Source organism: Kribbella sp. NPDC058245 (genome assembly GCF_042882005.1).
In the GTDB taxonomy this organism is placed as follows: Bacteria; Actinomycetota; Actinomycetes; order Propionibacteriales; family Kribbellaceae; genus Kribbella.
This window is the reverse complement of record NZ_JBHVWY010000026.1, coordinates 55,248-75,202: the sequence shown is the minus strand read 5'-3', so window position 1 is coordinate 75,202 and position 19,955 is coordinate 55,248. Positions and strand designations below refer to the sequence as shown.

The window sequence follows — 19,955 nt, the reverse complement described above, 5'->3', positions numbered from 1 at the left end:
TCCTCGGAGTAATTCTTGCGGGCCATAGTTCGCAATCATCTCGCTTCTCCAGCCCATGCTGGAATCAGCGTGTCCAAGAAACAGGGTCAGGGCCCCAACCCGCAACCGGATGGGTTAACCCACGAGATTGTGGGTTCTGCACCCGCATGCGGGTCCATAACCCACCAGCCCATGGGTTAACCCACCAGATGCTCGTCGATACGGTCGAACCGAGCACAACGTCGTACCGGCGGACTTTGTGCACCGGTCAACCGTCGGACGCCCGGCAAAGTGGTTGAACCGTGCTCAACGTCGTACCGGCTGAGGTGGAGGCCGCTCGCTCGAGCGATTCGTCAACCCACTCGTTTGATGGGTCAGCCCACGCGGTGGTGGGTGGGCTAGCCGCGTGCGGTGGGCCCTCCCACAAGGACGTGGGTCAGCCCACCAAATGGGGCTCTTGTGATGTATGTGTGGGTGGTCCGCGCGTTGTCGGACCGGCGGGCTGCCCTCCGATCGCAGAGTCTCGGGCGACGTGATCGGAGAGTGTGGGGAGGATGTCGCCGACTGGACGCACTGTGCTGCTGGACATCGATTTCCGGCGGCAATCTTCTTCCACTCGACGTCGGACCGCTGCTTCTGCACGCCGACTGAACCCACCGTGCTCGCCGGGGGCAGAGGGATGCGGCGGGGGAGGGCGTGGGGTGGCGGGGGTGGACCGCCAGCACTGACTAACTCCGCGCGGCTCGGACACTTCACGCTCAGCATCACCCGCACGACTAGCCGCGCGAGAGGTTGGTCGGTGGCACAGGTCCGGCACCCGGGGGGACGCCGGATCGGTCTCGGCCGCCAGTCTGTTGCCACTGCGTTTTGGAGGTCGCCGGGCTACAAGCCGGGGGTGCGCACCCCTCGCGGGGGCCTTGAACAAGCTGTGCCTTGTTCACAGCCCCCATTTCCTGTCCACACCCCCAGCAACTGCACGCAGGTCACCTACTGCCAACGCTGGAACAGCACCCAGCCAGCCCACCAGCCCACCAGCCCACCAGCACGCCGATCAACTGACCCGCACGGAGAAGAGACCGGTACGCCGCACCACCCACGAGTGGGGCAGAAGTGCCCCCAATGGGGTTCTTCTCAGTCCGGGAGCATCGGGACGGTGAGGCCTTGGTCGCGGCCGAGGAGGACGCCGCGGGTGATGGCGTTGGTGCCGAACTTGTCCTTCACCAGATCGAGGGCGGCGTCGAGCTCGTTGTTGGCGGCCTTGTCGAAGGGGAGGGCCAGCTGCTGAGCTGCCTCGTTCTCGAGGTTGCCGACCGAGATCCCGATCATGGTGAGGCCCTGCGTGGTGATCAACGGCTGGGCGGCGGTGAGCAGCGCCCGGGCGGTCAGCAAGATCGCCCGCGTCTGATCCGTTGCCTGAGGCAAGGTATGGGACCGGGTGGCGCGGGTGAAGTCGTCAAAGCGCAGACGGAGCGTGACAGTGCGACCGGAACGACCAGCTGACCGCAGCCGGCGGGTGACCCGATCGACCAGCCCAGCCAGTACGGCGTCCAGCGTGGCCAGCGACTTCCGTGATCGCCCAAGGGCTCGCTGCGATCCGATCGACCGTCGTCGTCGCCCGACCTCGATCGGTCGCGGGTCGCGGTTGTGCGCCAGTGCATGCAGATGCCGGCCCGAGGCCCGCCCGAGCATCGCGACAAGCGCCGCCTCCGGCAGTTGCGCGACATCGCCGACCTTGGTCAGCCCGCGCGTCCGCAGCTTCTCCGCAGTCACCTCACCCACGCCCCACAACCGCGAGACATCCAACGGATGCAGGAACTCCAACTCGTACGCCGGTGGCACCTCGAGCAGCCCGTCCGGTTTGGCGATCCCGCTGGCCACTTTTGCGAGGAACTTCGTCCGCGCGACCCCGACCGTGATCGGCAGCCCGACCCGCGTGAGCACCTCGGAACGCAACCGCCGCGCGATCTCCACCGGCGTACCGGAGATCTTCCCGAGCCCGCCGACGTCGAGGAACGCCTCGTCGATCGACAACCCCTCGACCAGTGGCGTGGTGTCCTCGAACACGGCGAAGACCGCCTTGCTCGACTCCGAGTACGCCGACATCCGCGGCTCGACCACGATCGCCTGCGGGCACTGCCGGAGCGCCTGCCCACCGTTCATCGCGGTCCGGACGCCCATCGCCTTGGCCTCGTAGCTGCAGGCGAGCACGACCCCGGCGCCGACGATCACCGGCCGGCCACGCAGGCGCGGGTCGTCCCGCTGCTCGACCGACGCGTAGAACGCGTCCAGATCGGCATGCAGGATGTTCGCAAGCGCTGACGTTGACACGAACATATGTTCGCATACTCCGCCGACAATCAGGTAGAGCTCGCCCGCCGCGCCCGGTACGATGCGACCCGCGTGCGGCTGAACAAAGGAGGCGGCATGCTGGTCCGCTATCTGACGGCAGCGACACTCGCTCGGGTCGGGGCCGAGATGGTCGTCTTCACACTGGTCCTGCTCGTCCTGGAGCGGACCGACAACCCAGCTCTGGCCGGTCTTACCGGCGCCGCGTATGCGCTCCCCGCCATCGTCACCGGCCCGCTGCTCGGCGCGTGGCTCGACCGGACTGCGCACCGGCGTACTGCGCTGGCTCTGAGTCAGGCCGTGCTGGGCCTCGTGATGATCACCATGCTGGCGGTCGTCGGTCGCAGCGCGCACTGGCCGGTTCCAGTGCTGGCTGCGATAGCCGGTACGACGCTGCCGCTGGTGAGCGGTGGATTCACCAGCATGCTGCCGAGTCTGGTTCGGCGAGAGCGGCTGCCACGCGCCAACTCGCTCGAGGCCGCCAGCTTCGGTGTCGCAACCATCGCCGGTCCCGCTGCTGCGGCGACTATCGCCGCGGTGGTTTCGGTCGAGGCAGCGGTGCTCGCCATCGCCGGACTGGCGATGTTGAGCATCCTGGCCATCAGCAGGCTTCCCGTCCTGCCGGCAGCCGCTCAGGCCCATGATCCCTTCCTCAGCTCGGTTCTGGGCGGTCTGAAGCATTTGGCGCGCACTCCGCGACTGCGGGCGTCCACAGTGACGTCGACACTCCTCATGGGCGTGGTCGGCATGCTGCTGATCACCCTGCCGTTGCACATGGCATCGCTCGGGATGCCCCGATCGGCAGCTGGCTATGTCTGGGCTGCGCTGGAGCTCGGCAGCGTCACGACAGCGCTGCTGCTGGGCCGCCTCTCCACCCGTTGGCGTCCTGAATACGTCGTGATGCTCTCGGTCGCCGCCTACGGCTTGGCCTTCACCGCCTGGCCGCTGGCGGGCAGTTTCGCCGTGCTGGTGGTCCTGGCTGCAGGCACCGGGTTTCTGGACGGCCCGATGATCCCGGCGATGTTCGCCGCGCGGCAGCAGTACAGCCCGTTGGAGCTGCAGGGCCGGGTCAGCACCACCGCTGCCAGTCTTCGCGTCGGGGCAGCCGCACTCGGCCAGGCGGCGGCCGGCGTACTGGTTCCGGCAGTCGGCACGCGCGTCGCGCTGCTGGTGATCGCCGGCTGCCTGGTCGGCGCCTCCGGGCTCGGTTACCTCGCCTTGAAGATAGGGAGAAATCCCGAGGCGCCCGAGGAGTTTGTCAGGACAGAATCGGCACCATGGACCTGACCGCGTACCGCGACCTGTGGCGTACCCCTGGTGTGATGACGCTGATGGCGGCGGCGCTGACCGCGCGGATGCCGGTGATGGCGACGATGGTCCCGCTGGCGTTCCTGGCCAAGGACGCGTCCGGCAACTTCGGTTGGGCCGGCGTCGTCGCTGGTGCCTACTCCATCGGTACGGCGGTCGCCAGCGTCGTCTGGGCACGGATGGCGGACCGACGGGGTGCCCGCCGCGTCGTCATTGTCACCGGGATGGCATGGGGCCTGCTGATGGCCGTGACGGCCCTGCTGCCCTACAGCTGGTACCGGCTGCTGCCAGTCGCGGCAGCGCTGGCCGGACTGTGCGTGGCGCCAGTCGCCTCGACCTCTCGGGCCGCCTGGCCGCGGCTGGTGCAGGGTGGGCGGCTACGCGTGCTCTATGCCCTGGACGCGTCGGCGACCGAGCTGCTGTTCGTCATTGGACCAATGCTCGGCGCAGTGATCGTCAGCGTGGCCAGTCCGCGTGCCGGGTTGCTGGCGTGCGCCGTCGCAGCGGCCGCGGCGATCTGGTGGTTCGGGCTGAAACAACAGCCGCTCGCTACCGGGGAGGCAGCGGAGACTGAGCGCACCACCGCGAGGCAGCTACTACTCCACCGCCATCGGTTGCCGCTGGTGATCGCGTTCGGCTTCATGGTGATGGGCTTCGCGTCGATGTCGCTGGGGATCGTCGCCTTCGCAGACGAGCACGGCAACCGGCTGATCGCCGGAGTCCTCGAGACTGTCGCAGCACTGGGCAGTCTGATCGGTGGACTGGTCGGCGGTGCGCTTCCAGGTCGTCGCGATTCCTATGTCTGGAAGCGCATGCTGGCCTTCACCGTTCTGGCGGGCGCATGCGTGTTCGCGACAGCCTCGGTGGTCGCATTGGCCATCACGCTGTTCGCAGCGGGCTGCCTGATCGCACCGACCGTCGGCGCCCTCTACGAGCGGCTGGGGTCGATGACGCCGGCCGCCTCCCGGACCGAGATGTTCGGCTGGGTGCTCAGCGGCGGAATGATCGGATCCGCCGCTGGCTCGGCTGTCGGCGGTGTCGTCGTGGAGACCTTCGGCGTTCGTTACGCGTGGGCTTTGATGGCAGTCCTCGGAGTGCTCGGCACTGTCGCGGTCCTTCGGGTGCCGCCCCACCGGCCAGTCGAGTCCACGCTCGAGAGTGCGCCGGTCGCCGCGTAGTGCACCTTGTACGTCGCCTCGAGAGTGCCGGAAGCCCCAGCGCACAACGAGATGAGCTTGAAGGACCGCCGGTCCAGTGCAGTGCCCTGTCCGGCCCGCAGTGGGTGGATCTGCAGCGTCACGTCGTCCAGGAGCCGCCAGCGCAGCAGCGACCGGATCAGACCCAGGCTGCCGATCACATGCAGGTCCGGACCCGGCACCTGCTTGAGTGCCGCGAGCACTCGGCGCGGATCGCCCTTCAGAACCTCACTCCGCGGCTGGTAAGCCACCGGTGTCGAGGCAATGACGAGCTTCCGGACCGAGCCCAGCGAACCGGCGTACTGCTCATAGGTACGGCGGCCGAGCAGCACTGTGTTCGCTCCGGCGGCCAGGTCGTCGATCACACCGCCCACAGCCGGTGCCGGCAGCCAGCGCTCCGGCCGGTCCACGATCCCGTCCTCCGACATGCACAGGTTGGCAATGATCGCTCGCATCCGCGCCCCTCCTTGGTCGTCTACCTGCTCGATGCACGGAGCGGGCGGAAGGTTTCGATCGCCTCAGCTTTTCTCGCGGCGGCCGCGATGGATCTCGGTCTCGAGGGCGTCCAGCCGGTTCCCCCAGAACTTCCGGTACCGGTCCAGCCAGCCGTCGATCTCCCGCAGTGGTTCGGGAGCAACGGCGTACAGGCGGCGGGTGCCGGCCACCGTCACGGTGGCGAACCCGTTGTCGCGCAGGACCCGCAGATGCTGCGAAACGGCCGGCTGACTGATCCCGAACTCCGCGTTGATCGTCGCGGCGATGCTGCCGGCCGGCAGTTCGCCGTCGGCCAGCAGCTCCAGGATCCGGCGCCGGACCGGGTCGCCGAGGATGTCGAACGCGTGCACGGTCCGCATTGTTTCAGTGATGACTTATATGAACAAGTGGTCCATTCCACCGGACGCTTTCCGGCGCGCCCGGGCCGCCGCCGCCGAACCTCCCGGCGGACTCCCGATTTGCCGCACGCCGCGGCCGAGGCTTGGTCAGCCGGTAGGCAACGGCGAGGTCACGGCTAGAATGAGGCGAACGACTACGCCTGGTGCAGTGCCGCACGGCGTACCGCAATGAGTGGTTTTGAGGAGACACAGCTGTGGGACGCGTCGTGCACAAGTACGGCGGTTCGTCGGTCGCTGACGCCGATTGCATCAAGCGCGTCGCCCAACGGATCGTCGCTACCAAGAAGGCCGGGAACGACGTCGTCGTCGTGATCTCGGCCATGGGTGACACCACCGATGAACTGATGGACCTGGCCAAGCAGGTCTCCCCGCTGCCGCCGCCGCGCGAGCTCGACATGCTGCTCACCTCGGGTGAGCGGATCTCGGCCGCCCTGCTGGCGATGGCGATCGCGAACCTCGGATACGAGGCGCGCAGCTTCACCGGTTCGCAGGCCGGCGTGATCACCACGTCCGCGCACGGCAACGCCCGGATCATCGACATCACCCCGAGCCGGATCGAGGACGCGCTGGCCGAGGGCCACGTCGCGATCGTGGCCGGGTTCCAGGGTGTGGCGCAGGACACCAAGGACGTCACCACGATGGGCCGGGGCGCCTCCGACACCACCGCGGTCGCGCTGGCCGCCGCGCTGGAGGCCGACTACTGCGAGATCTACACCGACGTGGACGGCATCTTCACCGCGGACCCGCGGATCGTGCCGGCCGCCAAGCACATCCCGAAGATCTCCTACGAGGAGATGCTCGAGATGGCCGCCTGCGGCGCGAAGGTGCTGCACCTGCGCTGCGTGGAGTACGCGCGGCGCTACAACGTCCCCGTTCATGTGCGGTCCTCCTTCTCGCAGAAGGAAGGCACCTGGGTTGTCGATGCGAAGGAACTTGATCAGATGGAACAGGCGATCATCTCCGGTGTGGTCCAGGACCGCAACGAGGCCAAGATCACCGTGGTCGGCGTACCCGACAAGCCGGGCGAGGCGGCCCGGATCTTCGAGACCGTGGCCGGTGCCGAGACCAACATCGACATGATCGTGCAGAACGTGTCCGCGGTCGCCACCAACCGCACCGACATCTCCTTCACGCTGCCCCGCGTCGACGGGTCCCGCGCGATGTCCGCGCTGGCCCGGATGAAGGACGAGGTCGGCTACGAGCAGCTGCTGTACGACGACCAGATCGGCAAGGTCTCGGTCGTCGGGGTCGGAATGCGCTCGCACCCGGGCGTCTCCGCGAAGTTCTTCTCGGCGCTGGCCGACGCCGGCGTGAACATCGAGATGATCTCCACCTCGGAGATCCGGATCTCGGTGGTCGTGGACGAGAACCTGGTGGACGCCGCCGTGACCGCGGCGCACACCGCATTCGATCTGGACGACGAGCACACCCAGGCTGTCGTGTACGGAGGAACTGGACGGTGACCCCTGTGAGCGCTGTGGAGAACACGATCGAGGACCGGACGGGTCTACCGTCGCTGGCGGTGGTCGGGGCGACCGGCGCTGTCGGTTCGGTGATGCTGACCCTGCTCTCGACCCGGGAGAACGTCTGGGGTGAGATCCGGCTGATCGCCTCCGAGCGCTCCGCAGGCAAGCGGCTCAAGGTCCGCGGCGAGGAGGTCGAGGTGGTCGCGCTCAGCGAGGCCGCCTTCGACGGCATCGACGTGGCGATGTTCGACGTACCGGACGAGGTCTCCGCGCACTGGGCGCCGATCGCGGCCGCGGCGGGTGCTGTCGTGGTGGACAACTCGGGCGCCTTCCGGATGGACCCGGAGGTGCCGCTGGTGGTTCCCGAGGTGAACGCCGAGGCGGCCCGCAACCGGCCCAAGGGCATCATCTCGAACCCGAACTGCACGACGCTGTCGATGATCGTCGCGATGGGTGCACTGCACCACCGCTACGAGCTCGAGCAGTTGGTGGTCGCGTCGTACCAGGCGGCCTCCGGTGCCGGCCAGGAGGGCATTGACGCCCTCTACGACCAGATCACCAAGGTGGCGGGCAATCGCGAGCTGGGGAAGACCCCAGGCGACGTACGGCGGGTCGTGGGCAACTCGCTCGGCCCGTTCCCGGCGCCGTTGGCGCTCAACGTGGTGCCGTGGGCCGGCTCGCTCAAGGACGGCGGCTGGAGCTCCGAGGAGCTGAAGGTCCGCAACGAGTCCCGCAAGATCCTCGGTCTGCCCGACCTGAAGGTGTCCGCGACCTGTGTCCGGGTGCCCGTGGTGACCACGCACTCGTTGTCGGTGCACGCGCGCTTCGCCCACGAGGTCGATGCCGACGAGGCCCGCGAGGTCCTGCGCGACGCCCCGGGCGTGCTGCTGTTCGACAACCCGGCCGAGGGCGAGTTCCCGACCCCGGCCGATGTCGTGGGCACCGACCCGACCTGGGTCGGCCGCGTCCGCAAATCGCTCGACGACCCGAACGCGCTGGAGCTGTTCGTCTGCGGCGACAACCTGCGCAAGGGCGCTGCGCTGAACACCGCGCAGATCGCCGAGGTCGTCGCCAAGGAATTCATCCAGGGCTGAAGAGCTCGTTTCACGGCCGTCGAAGCCTGAACCACTTCGGCGGCCGCGCCGTACCGTCAACAGCCCTTTATCTGTCAGCGAAAGGGCTGGATTCGCTGTCCTATCGGGCAACGAGTAACGCAGCGATCGCCGTGGATGCCTACGATGGCTGAGGTGACCAGGTTGGTGTTCTCGCGGCGATCCCTGCTGGCCGGGTCGCTCTCGGCCTTCGTGCCCCTGGCGGTGCGGCCGGCTGCCGAGCCGCTGGCTGCTGTGTGGGCGGTGAACGACGGCGAGAAGGTCGAGGCCGACGACCTGGCGAATCCGCACCAGCGGCGCAACAGCGCCTGGGACGGTCACACGGCGCGCATCTTCGGTGCGCGCAACGAGGTGGTCGCCTTCCAGGTCGTCGCGGAGGCCGGCCAGGCCGGGATCGGTGCGCTGTCGGTTCGACTGCCGGTACTGCGGCAAGTGGGCGGCCCGGGCGTGATCCGCTATGCCCCGCCGGCCGCGGATCCGTCGGACACGGTCGGTCGTCAGATCCAGGTCTTCTCCGAGCGATATATGCGCATTACCGAGAAGTCCAACGCGGACTGGATCTACCTGCGCGATTCACCGGCCGAACCGCCGGATCCGTTGGGCACGAAGCCGGTTCAGCTGGTGCCGGAGAACGCGGTTCAGGGCGGGTTCCCGCTCGCCGTACCGGCTGCTACCAATCAGGCGTTCTGGTTCGACGTCTACATCCCGCGGCATGCACCGGCGGGCGTCTATCGCGGGCAGGTCGAGGTCGAAGCTGACGGCCAGGGGCGAAGCGTGCCGGTCGAGCTGACGGTCTTCGCCTTCACCCTGCCCGACCAGAACAGCATCGACGCGATGTTCTACTACGAGAGCTCCCAGGTCGAGCTGCGCTACGGCCGCAACCTGGACCCGGTGTTCCATCGCTTCGCGCACCGGCACCGGGTCGAGTTCGTGGACGCTTACGACATCGCGACGGCGGATGCCGCCCGAACGCGTTTCACCGGGGCGGACTTCACCAGGGCGAACGGCTACGAAGGACCTGGTGAGGGCGTCGGGAACAACCTTGTCCCACGCACCTTCTACGGTCCGGAGCCCGACTTCGACACCCCGGAGAAGGCGAAGGCCAATGCGCCACTGTGGACCGACTGGCTGGCGCGGAACCTGCCGGGCAAGAAGACCTTCCTCTACATGCCTGACGAGCCGGGGTCCGAGGACTACGAGTACATCCGCTCGTTGTCCGCGGCGGTGCGGGAGTCGGGTGCGCCGCTGCCGATCTTCGTGACGCACGCCTATGACGCCGTACTGGACGGACCTGAGAAGGCGGTCGACATCTGGGCCACGGTGGCCGACCTGTACCGCTCACCGGCGGCGGAGATGCTCCGGAAGGAGGGCCGGGACATGTGGTTCTACAACGGCCAGCGGCCGAATGTCGGCTCGGTGGTGATCGAGTCGCCGGCCACCGATCCGCGCGCCAATCTGTGGGCGGCGTTCAAGCACAACGTCTCGACGTACTTCTACTGGCACACCGACCACTGGCGGCACAACAGGCAGGTGCTGCCGGGTCGCGAACGCAACCAGAACGTCTGGGTGGACCCGGTCACGTTCTACAACAAGCGCGGCTGGTGGGCGAACGGCGACGGCGTCCTGGTGTACCCGGGAGAGGACCGCATCTACCCGGACCAGGACCGGGGGATCGCCGGGCCGGTCTCCACGATCCAGCTGGCCAACTTCCGCCGGGGGATCCAGGACCACCTCTACCTGACGATGGCCCGCGAACGCGGCCTGGGCCACCTCGTCGACACCCTGGTCGAGGAGATGGTCCCAGCGGTCCTGGACGAGGCCGGGCCGCGCGTCTCGTTTCCCCAGCAGGGCAACGCCTACGAGCAGGCCCGTCTCAAACTTGCCCGGGCTATCTCCGCCTCATAACCAGTTCTCCCGGGCGGCGTGCAGGGCGAGCTGGAAGCGGGTGCTGGCACCGGTGCGGTTCATCAGCCTCTCCAGGTAGCGGAAGAACGTCCGGCGACTGATGCCGAGGGTGCGGGCGATGGTGTCGTCGGCAGCGCCGGTTGCGAGCAGCGCGAGCAGCCGGCGCTCGATCGGCTCCAGCCGGTCGTCCTCGGCGCCCACCGACGCGTGCAACGGAAGCGCGTTGCGCCAGCAGAGCTCGAACATGCCGATCAGCGCGGTGAGCAGACTGCTCGGCCGGATGATCAGCAGCGACCGGTTCACATCGGTGTCGCGCACCGACATCGACACGAACGCCATCGAGCCGTCGATGATGGTCAGCTTGGCCGGTACGTCGGGCAGTACGCGGGCCTGCTCGCCGGCCTCCACACACGGGAGGATGTTCTCGGTCAGGTAGCCGGGCACCTCGACCGACTCCGGTGAGTACACGACCCGGTAGGCGACCCCGCGGCTGAGCTGGTCGATCTCCTCCTGGTTCGGGCCGCCGATGTAGTACGGCGGGGAGTCGATGGCCAGGATCTCGCGTTGGGCGCTGCCCTTGATCTGGTGGATCCGCTCGACGATCGCGCTGCCGGTGACGACCTCGATCAGGTGCGTGGTCGACTCGTTGTGCACGGTCCGCCGGAACTCGTCGTACGCGTTCAGGACCTCGATCCGGGCCTGCTTGAGCTCGGACTCCCGGCGCAGCGTCATCGCCTCCAGACCGGCGTCCGGAGGCACTGGGAGGAAGCGTGAGTGGTCGGAGCCGGACCGCCGGGCCAGACCCGCCTGCACCAGCCCGCCGAGGACGGTGTCGATACCCGCCGAGCGGTCGGGGACGCCCTCGTCCAGCTCGGTGATCGACGAGGGGCCGGTCCGCAGCAGGTGCTGATAGACCTTGATCTCGTCGTCGCTGAGTCCGAGCACGCGCAAATGATCGGCACGCTCCGTGTCCGAAATGCTCACGAGTCGTCCCTCCCTTCCGAAAGTCGTCACCGTCCGCTACCGCCTCTCCAGCCTAGGATGCGCGATCCAGTGCGGTCCGCACTGTCCGTGTCCTGGTGAATGCGGGCAGCGATATTTGTTGTCCTGTCAGCATTCTTGTGCCGTGTCACCATCCGGCCACCATTTCCGCGCAGTTGTGAGCGAGAATTGAGGTCCAGCAGCCCGGCGACGGACCACCTGAGCGCCGCCGGGCTGCTGTTCCAATTCTGGCGTGTGTTCGCTGTTCCGTCAGCGGTGGCCGTTTCGGTTGGGTCTCGATCCCGGCGTATCGGTGCCCTCGCACTCCCGTGCCATCACCGGCCGTGTTGGAGGGTGTACAAACTGTGCATCTCCATCGTGAGGCCGATGAGAAGGGGAGTCCCATGCGATCAGCATCACCTTCCTGTGCGGCCTCTGGTGCGATGACCGCCGCCCTGGTCATTGCGCCTGCCGATCCGGTGGCTGCCCGGCCCGACTCCGCCCAGTGTGGCCGGGCCGCCGGATCCAGTGTGCGGTCCCAGGTGGTGCTGAGCGGTGCTCCGTGGATGGTGAGGCTGTCCATGGGGAGGCGGGGACACGACGTCCACCGCGCGGCTCGCCCCGGCCACTAGGCACCCCTGGGACCCACCGGCGTGATTTGACGCGGATTTGACCTTGTTCACTCGTGTTCACCACGGCCGCCGACGAGCATCGGGGACGACGTCTTTCCATGCGCCGGAAGGCGTTTTGGTGCGTACGAGCCGTCAAATGTATATTCCGGATAACGATCGACGCTGGCCGGAGCCTGGATGGTCCGCATCGATCGGGCGCGACGTCGGTAGCCGTGCGTACGTCGTTGCTCACACTGGTGGACTGCTGTGTCATCGGCGCCGGGGCCGATCCGCTACTCTCTTCCCGGTCTACGTGGCCCGGTCAAACGAACACCAGCGGCTGAACGTGGACAGGACTTCATGGCAGAGAGAGGCGTCGCCTGAATGAACGCGACTAGCGTCGACGAGGCATTCAACCCGTCGGTGCATGTGTACGAACCACACAAGGCCGGCTTGCCGCCCTTGCGGCCGTACTTCAAAGCACTCTGGGAACGCCGGGTGTTCGCGGCAGAGATGTCGCGGAGCGGAATCCGTGCGGCCAACACCAATACCTTCTTCGGGCAGATCTGGTTGGTCATCAACCCGTTGCTGCTCGCCGGGGTCTACTACCTGCTCACCGACATCATCGCCGGAGCCGGCGCCCGCAAGGACGCGGGCGCGGTCTTCGCGCACATGTGTGGTGGCCTGTTCGCCTTCTACTACTTCCAGGGCGCGGTCACGACCGGCGCCGGCAGTGTGGTCGGTGGCGGCAAGCTGCTGATGAACATGGCCTTCCCGCGGATGCTGCTGCCGCTGTCGGCGCTGCGGACGGCGTTCTTCCGCTTCCTGCCGACGATGGTCGTGTACGGCGCGATCCACCTGCTGACCAAGCAGCCGCTGCACTGGGTGATGCTGCTGGCGCCGGCGTTCCTGATCCTGCTGACGATGTTCGCGGCCGGGATCAGCATGATCTTCGCCGCGATCCAGGTGTACTTCCGGGACACGTCCAGCTTCCTGCCGTACCTGATGCGGATCTGGCTGTACCTGTCCCCGGTGCTGTGGTTCGCCGAGAAGGCGCCGGCGAAGTTCAAGGACTTCATCCAGTACAACCCGCTCTACTCCCTCCTGGGTGGCTGGACCGATCTGCTGGTCCGCGCCAAGATGCCGGACGCCGAACTGTGGATCGGCGGCGTGGCGTGGGCGGTGGCCGCGTTCGTGGTCGGTTCGTTGTTCTTCATGTCGAGGGAGCGTGAGTTCGCTGTCCGTCTCTGAGGCCGAGAAGAAGACCATGTCAAACGTTGACTCCAGTCCGGCCGTCAAGGTCCAGGACGTCTCCATCACCTACCGGACGACGTTCGAGCGGGTGCCGACCTTCAAGAGCGCGATCGTCCGGTTCGGCCGTGGCGAGCGCGCGGTCCGCGAGGTCAAGGCCGTTCAGAACGTCTCCTTCGACGTCGCGCACGGCAGCGCGATCGGCATCATCGGGGCCAACGGTGCCGGCAAGTCGACGCTGCTGCGGGCGATCGCCGGCATCCTGCCGCCGACCACGGGCCGGATCGAGGTGCACGGCCGGGTCAGCACACTGCTGTCACTGGGGGTGGGCTTCAACGCCCAGCTGTCCGGCAAGGAGAACGTCACCCTCGGTGGTCTCGCGGCCGGCCTGACCCGCAAGCAGGTCCAGGAGCGGTACGAGGAGATCGAGGCCTTCGCCGAGCTCGGCGAAGGGTTCATGGAGATGCCGATGCGGACGTACTCGTCCGGCATGTTCGCGCGGGTCGCCTTCGCGGTCGCCGTGCACATGGACCCCGACATCCTGATGATCGACGAGGCGCTGTCGGCCGGTGACGCCAAGTTCAAGGTCAAGGCCGCCGACAAGATGAAGGAACTGGCCACCAACAGCCGGACGATGTTCCTGGTCAGCCACGCGATGAGCAGCGTCCGCGAGCTCTGCAACGACTGCATCTGGATCGACAAGGGCAAGGTGATGATGCGCGGCGAGCCCAAGGAGGTCATCGACGCGTACACCCACTTCCTCAAGGTCGACGCCGCTCAAGCCGTTTCGCGCGAGGACCTCTGACGATGTCGCGCAGGCCAGCGCCGGACGTGGGGATCATCACGACCGGCCACGACGTCGCCGATGCGCGTCTGCACAAGATCACCGCGGCCCTGCAGCACCGCGACCTCAGTGTCGAGCTGTGGGGCCTCGGCGAGCCCGAGGGCGGTCCGGCGGGCGCTGTGGTGCACGCCGGTCCCCGGGGCAACCTGGTTCAGCGGCTGGCCCGGACGGCGGTGCTGCCATGGCGGACCAAGGCCAAGGTGGTGATGACCGTCGATCCGGACATGATCCCGATCACCCGGCTCGTCACCACACTGCGCCGCCGCAAGATGGTCGCCGACGTGCACGAGGACTACACCCGGCTGCTCGCGGACCGCGCCTGGGCGAAGGGCCCGGCCGGACTGCCGGCCCGGATGATCGTCCGGGCCAGCTCCAAGCTGGCGGCCGGCGCCGACCTGACGGTTGTCGCCGATTCCCATCTTGCCCCGCACCAGGCGAAGAAACGCCTGGTCGTGCAGAACTTTCCGTACGTCCCGTTCCTGGCGCTGACCCCGCCGACCGGTGCCCCGCGCGCCGTGTACGTCGGGGACCTGCGGGCCAGCCGTGGACTGTTCGACATGGTCGAGACCGTCGCCGCGGCGACGGACTGGTCCTTGGACCTGATCGGTCCGGTCGCCCCGAGCGACCGCGACGAGCTGGAGGCCCGGATCAACCGGCCCGACCTGGCCGGGCGGGTCCGCCTGCACGGCCGCCAGCCACCGGCTGACGCGTGGAAGCTGACCCAGGGTGCCTGGGCCAGCCTGGCCATGCTGCAGCCGACCCCGGCGTTCGTGGAAGCGATGCCGTCGAAGATCTACGAGTACCTGGCCAGCGGCCTCCCGGTGCTGTCCACCCGCCTGCCACGGCAGACCCGGGTGATCGAGGAGTCTGGTGGCGGAGTCCTGGTGGACTCGGTGGCCGAGGCGTCGGAGACCCTGCGGCGCTGGTCCGCGGACCCCGGCGAGCTGGAGAAACTGCGTGACCACGCGCTCGAGTGGGCAGCCGCCAATCTGCCCGCCACGACGCCGTACGACGAATTGGCCGACGCGATTCTCACCTTGCTGAGAGCATGACTGCTGAGAGGATGGGCATGACGGACCGCCCACACATGTTGTACGTCGCCTGGGGGTTTCCCCCGTGCCGGGGTGGCGGTGTGTACCGGGCGCTGGCGACAGCGAACCGGTTCGCCGCGCTCGGCTGGAAGGTGACGGTGCTGACGGCCGAACGCGAGACCTTCTATCGCTTCACCGGTGCCGACGCGACCCTTGAGGACAGGGTCGACCCCTCCGTCGAGGTGGTCCGGGTGCCGTTCGACTGGCCGGTCATGGAGACCGACCTGCGCCGCTGGCCGAAGGCCCGCGCCCGCAACCCGCGGCTGTGGAGCAAGTGGCGGAACAAGCAGGACCTGATCCCGTTCCCGGAGCACGGCTACGGCCCCTGGCGTTCGGTGATCGAGGAGGCGGCGGAGCGGATCCACGCCGAGAACCCGGTCGACCTGACCGTGGCCACGGCCAACCCGCATGTCGCGTTCACGGCGGCGTACCACCTGCACGAGAAGGCCAACGTGCCTTACGTGATGGACTACCGCGACGCCTGGCTGCTCGACGTCTTCAGCGGCAACCGGCTGCACGAGCCGAACAGCCGCGCCGCCAAGTGGGAGAAGAAGCTGGTCGAGTCCGCTCAGGAGGTCTGGTTCGTCAACGACCCGATCAAGGAGTGGCACGTCGAGCTCTACCCGGAGCAGGCGCAGAAGATGCACGTCGTGGCCAACGGCTTCGACCCGGAGCTGGTCCCGGACACCCATGACCGCGGCCCGGTCGCCGACCGGCCGCTGACCTTCGGGTACGTCGGTACCGTGTCGCCGAAGGTGCCGCTGCAGGACTTCGTCGACGGCTGGAAGATCGCCGTCGAGCAGTCCGAGGAGCTGGCCGGTGCGAAGGCCAAGATCCACGGCTACCTCGGGTACTACGCCGTACCGCGGCCGGACATGCTGGCCGCGATCAACTCCGGTGCCGACGAGGGCGTCAGCTACGAGGGCCCGGTCGGCAAGGCCGAGATCGCCAAGGCGTACGACGAGTTCGACGTCCAGCTGCTGATGCTGGGCAAGGGCAAGTACGTGACCAGCGGCAAGGTCTTCGAGTACCTGGCGACCGGTCTGCCGGTCGTCTCCGTGCACGACCCCGAGAACGCGGCGTCCGACGTACTGCGTGGTCACCCGCTCTGGTTCCCGGTCACCGAGGTGACGCCGGAGGCCATCGCGGCGGCGCTGATCGAGGCCGCGCACGCGGCCCGGACGGCCGACGAGGGCATCCGCCAGAAGGCGCGCGAGTTCGGCGCCGGCTACCGGCGGGACCTGGTGATGGACCCGCGGATCGAGGCCCTCGCCGAGGTCGTCACGAAGAAGAGCGAGGTGTCCGCATGAGCGAGCAGAAGGTTTTGCTGCTGAGCACCAAGCGTCTGCAGCCGGACTACTTCGACACCATCCGCGAGGACCTCGGGGGTGGCGACAGTCTCGTGCTCGACGTGATCGGCTGGTTGCCGCCGATCGACATCGTCGACGAGAAGGTCAACACGTTCACGCTGATCGGTCCGGGCCGGATGCCGACCATCGAGGACCAGTACGACGAGTACGACGACGATGACGAGTACGACGACGAGGTCAGCGGCGACGAGTTCGACGAGTCGCCGGACGCGGTCATCGCACCGGAGGCTGTCTCGGACCCGAACTCCGTCACTGGGCACAGCCTGACGCCGGCCGCGGCCGAGCAGCACGCCGGTGAGGGCGAGCATGGGCATGGCCACGGTCACGGCCACGGGCACGGGCACCGCCCGAAGAAGCGGCCGGAGCCGATGCCTTGGGGTGGCGCCCGGGTCAAGCAGGCCGTGCGCTGGCGTTACCGCCGGGCCCGTCGCAAGGCGGTCAACGCCGCGATGAAGTTCGGCCCGGTGAAGTTCCTGCGGACCTCCCGGGTCAGCAAGAACCTCAGCAAGGCTTACTGGAAGCGCGTGCAGACTCGTACCGACGTGCGCGACTTCATCCAGCAGGCCGACGTGATCATCGCGCTCGACGCGAACGCGATCTGGGCGGGCTGGCACCTCGGGCAGGAGCGGCCGGACCGGCCGGTCGTGCTCGGTCTGCCCGCGGCCCGGCGTGAGCTGGACCAGCTCAAGGTCCCGGCAGGTCACTGAGGTCATGTCCATGACGGTGTCGCGTTCGCTTCGTGACCACCTGCCGACGCCAGTTGCCCGGACCGCGAAGGCGGTCCGGGCACGTCTGCGTGGTCTGCGGTACGCGTACGCGACCCTGCCGGCCTTCCCACCGGCTGCCACCACCCCCGTGCGGCTGCTGGTCGGGCCGACCAACTCCGCCGGTCAGGGCTACGCCTGGGCCCGCGCGGCCGAGACGTTACCCGGCGTCGCGGCCGTGTCGTTCGCGATTCATCGCTCGGCGGCCTTCCGGTTCGCCGACGACTACGGCGTACCGCAGTCGTGGTGGAACCAATCGCGCTGGGCACGTGCCCAGCGCGAGCACGTTGTGGCCGACTACACCCACGTGATGGTCGAGTCCCTGCGGCCACTTCTCGGGTACGGCGGCCATCCGGATGCGGCCGCGGACATCGCCGTACTGCAGCAGGCGGGCCTCGAGGTCAGCCTGCTGTTCCATGGATCCGACATCCGGCTGCCCAGTCGGCATGCGGCGCGTGAGCGCTTCTCGCCGTTCGCGGAACGCGACGAGTTCACCGAGAAGCTCGAGGTCCAGGCACGGCGCCATGCCGAGCTGATCGAGAGCCTCGGACTGCCGGTCTTCGTCTCCACGCCTGACCTGCTGATCGACGTACCGCAGGCGCAGTGGCTGCCGGTCGTCATCGATCCGGCGCCTTGGGCTCAGGCGGCTCGTCCGCTCTTCAGTGGCGAGCGTCCGGTTGTCGTGCACGTCCCGTCCAGCGCGAAGCTCAAGGGCAGCGCCCGGATCGACGAGGTGCTGACCGGGCTGCACGAGCGCGGCCTGATCGAGTACCGGCGCATCACCGGCGTACCGCACGCGGAGATGCCGAGCGTGATCGGCGCCGCTGACATCGTTGTAGACCAGCTGGGAATCGGCCTGTACGGCGTCGCCGCGGTCGAGGCGCTGGCGGCGGGGCGGATCGTCGTCTCGTACGTCGGTTCGGAGCTACGCGCGCAGGTGCGTAGTCTGGCTGGGCGAGAGGTACCGATCGTGGAGGCGGACGACGACACGCTGGGTGACGTCGTCAGCGATCTCGTCGCTGATACCGGGAGCGCGGCCGCGCAGGCGGCGGCCGGGCCCGGGTTCGTGGCGGGGCTGCACGACGGTCGTCGCGCAGCCGAAGTTCTCAGCCACTGGCTGACTGTTAAGGAGACCCTGTGACCACCCGCATCGCCCCGTCGGCCGACGTCGACGAGCGCGCCCAGATCGGCGACGGATCGTCGGTCTGGCACCTGGCCCAGGTCCGCGAGAACGCGGTGCTGGGGAAGAACTGCATCGTCGGCCGCGGCGCCTATGTCGGGACCGGGGTCCAGATCGGCGACAACTGCAAGATCCAGAACTACGCGCTGGTGTACGAGCCGGCCTCGCTCGAGGACGGCGTCTTCATCGGCCCGGCCGTGGTGCTGACCAACGACTACTTCCCGCGCGCGGTGAACCCGGACGGGTCACCGAAGTCCGCGCACGACTGGGAGCCGATCGGCGTGACGCTGAAGGAAGGCTGCTCGCTCGGTGCGCGCAGCACCTGCGTGGCCCCGGTCACCGTCGGCCGCTGGGCGACTGTCGCCGCCGGTGCCGTCGTGGTCAAGGACGTGCCGGACTTCTCGCTGGTCGCCGGGGTCCCGGCGCGCCACCTCAAGTGGGTCGGCAAGGCCGGCGTACCGCTGCTCGCTGTCGGGGACGGCGAGTGGAAATGCCCGAACACGGGCGAGCTCTACATCGAAACCGACGGACGGCTGCGGCCGGCCGATGAAGCACAGGAGGAGAACTGATGGTGCAGCCGATTCCGGCCGCGAAGCCGATCATCGGGAAGGAGGAGCGCGAGGCTGTCGACCGTGTCATGCAGTCCGGCATGCTCGCCCAGGGTCCTGAGGTGGCGGCGTTCGAGCAGGAGTTCGGCGCAGCGCTGGTCTCCGGCCGTGCGTGCGTCGCGACGAACTCGGGCACGTCGGGTCTCCACCTCGGCCTGCTGGCCACGGGGGTCGGACCGGGTGACGAGGTCATCGTCCCGTCCTTCACCTTCGCCGCTACGGCGAACAGCGTCGCGCTGACCGGTGCGACCCCGGTCTTCGTCGATATCGAGCCGACGTACTTCTGCCTGGACCCGGCCGCTGTCGAGGCCGCGATCACCGAGAAGACCAAGGCCGTCATGCCGGTGCACCTGTTCGGCCACCCGGCCAACATGACCGCGCTGCAGGCGATCGCGGACAAGCACGGCATCGCGATCTACGAGGACGCCGCGCAGGCGCACGGCGCGACCTGGAACGGCGCTCCGGTCGGCACCTTCGGCGACTTCGCCATGTTCAGCCTCTACCCGACCAAGAACATGACGTCCGGTGAGGGCGGCATGAACTCGGTCGCGAACGAGCACCTCGAGCGCCAGATGCGGCTCTACCGCAACCAGGGCATGCTCAAGCAGTACGAGAACGAGGTCGTCGGCCTGAACAACCGGATGACCGACCTGCACGCCGCGATCGGTCGCGTGCAGCTGACCAAGGTCGGCGGCTGGACCAAGCAGCGGCAGGAGAACGCGGCCTTCCTGGACGCGAACCTCGCCGGTGTCGGCGTCCCCGCGGTGGCCGACGAGGCCAGCCACGTCTACCACCAGTACACGATCCGCGTCACCGAGGACCGGGACGGTTTCGCGAACGCGCTGCGCACCGAGTACGGCGTCGGCTGCGGCGTCTACTACCCGATCCCGAACCACCGGCTTCCCTCGTTCAAGCGCGAGCTGGACCTGCCGGAGACCGAGAAGGCCGCGGCCGAGGTGCTCTCGCTGCCGGTCCACCCGTCCTTGTCCGAGGACGACCTGAACCGGATCGTGGCCGCGGTGAACACCGTGGCGAAGGCTGGTGCGTGAG

The 19,955-nt window shown here is 68.0% G+C and carries 17 protein-coding genes; 13 read left to right on the top strand and 4 right to left on the bottom strand.

Features of this window, described 5'->3' with window-relative positions; genetic code table 11:
* Positions 1 to 1,110: 1,110 nt before the first annotated feature.
* Positions 1,111 to 2,313 carry a DNA polymerase IV gene (gene dinB / locus ACFVWG_RS39740; RefSeq protein ID WP_391548693.1) on the bottom strand — a complete coding sequence of 401 codons (1,203 nt, stop codon included), beginning with the start codon at positions 2,311 to 2,313 and terminating at the stop codon, positions 1,111 to 1,113.
* A 90-nt stretch (positions 2,314 to 2,403) separates the two neighbouring features.
* Here dinB and ACFVWG_RS39735 point away from each other — a divergent pair, with 90 nt between their 5' ends.
* Positions 2,404 to 3,612 (top strand): MFS transporter, encoded by a 1,209-nt coding sequence (locus ACFVWG_RS39735; protein ID WP_391548692.1) that lies wholly within the window; start codon positions 2,404 to 2,406, stop codon positions 3,610 to 3,612.
* The gene (locus ACFVWG_RS39730; RefSeq protein ID WP_391548691.1) at positions 3,603 to 4,811 is read left to right on the top strand and encodes an MFS transporter; all 1,209 of its coding nucleotides are present in this window, start codon (positions 3,603 to 3,605) and stop codon (positions 4,809 to 4,811) included. The genes ACFVWG_RS39735 and ACFVWG_RS39730 overlap by 10 nt, the downstream gene beginning before the upstream one ends.
* On the opposite strand, the gene ACFVWG_RS39725 is transcribed toward ACFVWG_RS39730, so the two are convergent.
* Together ACFVWG_RS39725 and ACFVWG_RS39720 are read right to left on the bottom strand one after the other, a co-directional pair.
* Positions 4,697 to 5,284 carry a dihydrofolate reductase family protein gene (locus tag ACFVWG_RS39725; protein WP_391548690.1) on the bottom strand — a complete coding sequence of 196 codons (588 nt, stop codon included), beginning with the start codon at positions 5,282 to 5,284 and terminating at the stop codon, positions 4,697 to 4,699. The genes ACFVWG_RS39730 and ACFVWG_RS39725 overlap by 115 nt on opposite strands.
* A gap of 63 nt (positions 5,285 to 5,347) precedes the next feature.
* Positions 5,348 to 5,683, bottom strand: coding sequence for an ArsR/SmtB family transcription factor (locus ACFVWG_RS39720; RefSeq protein WP_391548689.1), 336 nt, complete (start codon positions 5,681 to 5,683; stop codon positions 5,348 to 5,350).
* A 233-nt stretch (positions 5,684 to 5,916) separates the two neighbouring features.
* Here ACFVWG_RS39720 and ACFVWG_RS39715 point away from each other — a divergent pair, with 233 nt between their 5' ends.
* The 3 genes from ACFVWG_RS39715 to ACFVWG_RS39705 all read left to right on the top strand — a co-directional run bounded on the left by ACFVWG_RS39715 (position 5,917) and on the right by ACFVWG_RS39705 (position 10,205).
* Entirely contained in the window at positions 5,917 to 7,185 is a 1,269-nt protein-coding gene (locus ACFVWG_RS39715) for an aspartate kinase (protein ID WP_391548688.1), read from the top strand.
* Positions 7,182 to 8,282, top strand: coding sequence for an aspartate-semialdehyde dehydrogenase (locus ACFVWG_RS39710; protein ID WP_391548687.1), 1,101 nt, complete (start codon positions 7,182 to 7,184; stop codon positions 8,280 to 8,282). Before ACFVWG_RS39715 ends, ACFVWG_RS39710 begins: the two co-directional genes overlap by 4 nt.
* 153 nt (positions 8,283 to 8,435) lie before the next feature.
* Positions 8,436 to 10,205, top strand: a complete 1,770-nt coding sequence (locus ACFVWG_RS39705) for a glycoside hydrolase domain-containing protein (RefSeq protein WP_391548686.1) — start codon at positions 8,436 to 8,438, stop codon at positions 10,203 to 10,205.
* Here ACFVWG_RS39705 and ACFVWG_RS39700 read toward each other — a convergent pair.
* Positions 10,200 to 11,189, bottom strand: coding sequence for a helix-turn-helix domain-containing protein (locus tag ACFVWG_RS39700; RefSeq protein WP_391548685.1), 990 nt, complete (start codon positions 11,187 to 11,189; stop codon positions 10,200 to 10,202). The genes ACFVWG_RS39705 and ACFVWG_RS39700 overlap by 6 nt on opposite strands.
* 992 nt (positions 11,190 to 12,181) lie before the next feature.
* Between ACFVWG_RS39700 and ACFVWG_RS39695 the strand changes: the two genes are divergently transcribed.
* Genes ACFVWG_RS39695 through ACFVWG_RS39660 form a run of 8 tightly spaced genes read left to right on the top strand, consistent with a single transcriptional unit; the run spans position 12,182 to position 19,954 of the window.
* Positions 12,182 to 13,048: an ABC transporter permease gene (locus ACFVWG_RS39695; protein ID WP_391548684.1), complete on the top strand. Its 867-nt coding sequence runs from the start codon at positions 12,182 to 12,184 to the stop codon at positions 13,046 to 13,048.
* 16 nt (positions 13,049 to 13,064) lie between these two features.
* Positions 13,065 to 13,853 (top strand): ABC transporter ATP-binding protein, encoded by a 789-nt coding sequence (locus tag ACFVWG_RS39690; protein WP_391548683.1) that lies wholly within the window; start codon positions 13,065 to 13,067, stop codon positions 13,851 to 13,853.
* Positions 13,854 to 13,855: 2 nt separating this feature from the next.
* A complete protein-coding gene (locus tag ACFVWG_RS39685) occupies positions 13,856 to 14,944 on the top strand; it encodes a glycosyltransferase (RefSeq protein WP_391548682.1) in 1,089 nt (362 codons plus the stop codon).
* Positions 14,941 to 16,293, top strand: coding sequence for a glycosyltransferase (locus tag ACFVWG_RS39680; protein WP_391548681.1), 1,353 nt, complete (start codon positions 14,941 to 14,943; stop codon positions 16,291 to 16,293). The genes ACFVWG_RS39685 and ACFVWG_RS39680 overlap by 4 nt, the downstream gene beginning before the upstream one ends.
* On the top strand, positions 16,290 to 17,060 hold the full coding sequence (locus ACFVWG_RS39675) for a hypothetical protein (RefSeq protein ID WP_391548680.1): 771 nt from the start codon (positions 16,290 to 16,292) through the stop codon (positions 17,058 to 17,060). Before ACFVWG_RS39680 ends, ACFVWG_RS39675 begins: the two co-directional genes overlap by 4 nt.
* Positions 17,061 to 17,070: 10 nt before the next feature.
* The gene (locus ACFVWG_RS39670) at positions 17,071 to 18,258 is read left to right on the top strand and encodes a hypothetical protein (RefSeq protein ID WP_391548679.1); all 1,188 of its coding nucleotides are present in this window, start codon (positions 17,071 to 17,073) and stop codon (positions 18,256 to 18,258) included.
* The gene (locus ACFVWG_RS39665) at positions 18,255 to 18,866 is read left to right on the top strand and encodes a DapH/DapD/GlmU-related protein (protein WP_391548678.1); all 612 of its coding nucleotides are present in this window, start codon (positions 18,255 to 18,257) and stop codon (positions 18,864 to 18,866) included. Before ACFVWG_RS39670 ends, ACFVWG_RS39665 begins: the two co-directional genes overlap by 4 nt.
* Positions 18,863 to 19,954: a DegT/DnrJ/EryC1/StrS family aminotransferase gene (locus ACFVWG_RS39660; protein WP_391548695.1), complete on the top strand. Its 1,092-nt coding sequence runs from the start codon at positions 18,863 to 18,865 to the stop codon at positions 19,952 to 19,954. Before ACFVWG_RS39665 ends, ACFVWG_RS39660 begins: the two co-directional genes overlap by 4 nt.
* Position 19,955 lies beyond the last annotated feature (1 nt).

Coding starts and splice junctions, on each gene's coding strand:
- dinB (WP_391548693.1), bottom strand. CDS start 2,313: ATGTTCGTGTCAACGTCAGCGCTTGCGAACATCCTGCATGCCGATCTG.
- ACFVWG_RS39735 (WP_391548692.1), top strand. CDS start 2,404: ATGCTGGTCCGCTATCTGACGGCAGCGACACTCGCTCGGGTCGGGGCC.
- ACFVWG_RS39730 (WP_391548691.1), top strand. CDS start 3,603: ATGGACCTGACCGCGTACCGCGACCTGTGGCGTACCCCTGGTGTGATG.
- ACFVWG_RS39725 (WP_391548690.1), bottom strand. CDS start 5,284: ATGCGAGCGATCATTGCCAACCTGTGCATGTCGGAGGACGGGATCGTG.
- ACFVWG_RS39720 (WP_391548689.1), bottom strand. CDS start 5,683: ATGCGGACCGTGCACGCGTTCGACATCCTCGGCGACCCGGTCCGGCGC.
- ACFVWG_RS39695 (WP_391548684.1), top strand. CDS start 12,182: ATGAACGCGACTAGCGTCGACGAGGCATTCAACCCGTCGGTGCATGTG.
- ACFVWG_RS39690 (WP_391548683.1), top strand. CDS start 13,065: ATGTCAAACGTTGACTCCAGTCCGGCCGTCAAGGTCCAGGACGTCTCC.
- ACFVWG_RS39685 (WP_391548682.1), top strand. CDS start 13,856: ATGTCGCGCAGGCCAGCGCCGGACGTGGGGATCATCACGACCGGCCAC.
- ACFVWG_RS39680 (WP_391548681.1), top strand. CDS start 14,941: ATGACTGCTGAGAGGATGGGCATGACGGACCGCCCACACATGTTGTAC.
- ACFVWG_RS39675 (WP_391548680.1), top strand. CDS start 16,290: ATGAGCGAGCAGAAGGTTTTGCTGCTGAGCACCAAGCGTCTGCAGCCG.
- ACFVWG_RS39670 (WP_391548679.1), top strand. CDS start 17,071: ATGACGGTGTCGCGTTCGCTTCGTGACCACCTGCCGACGCCAGTTGCC.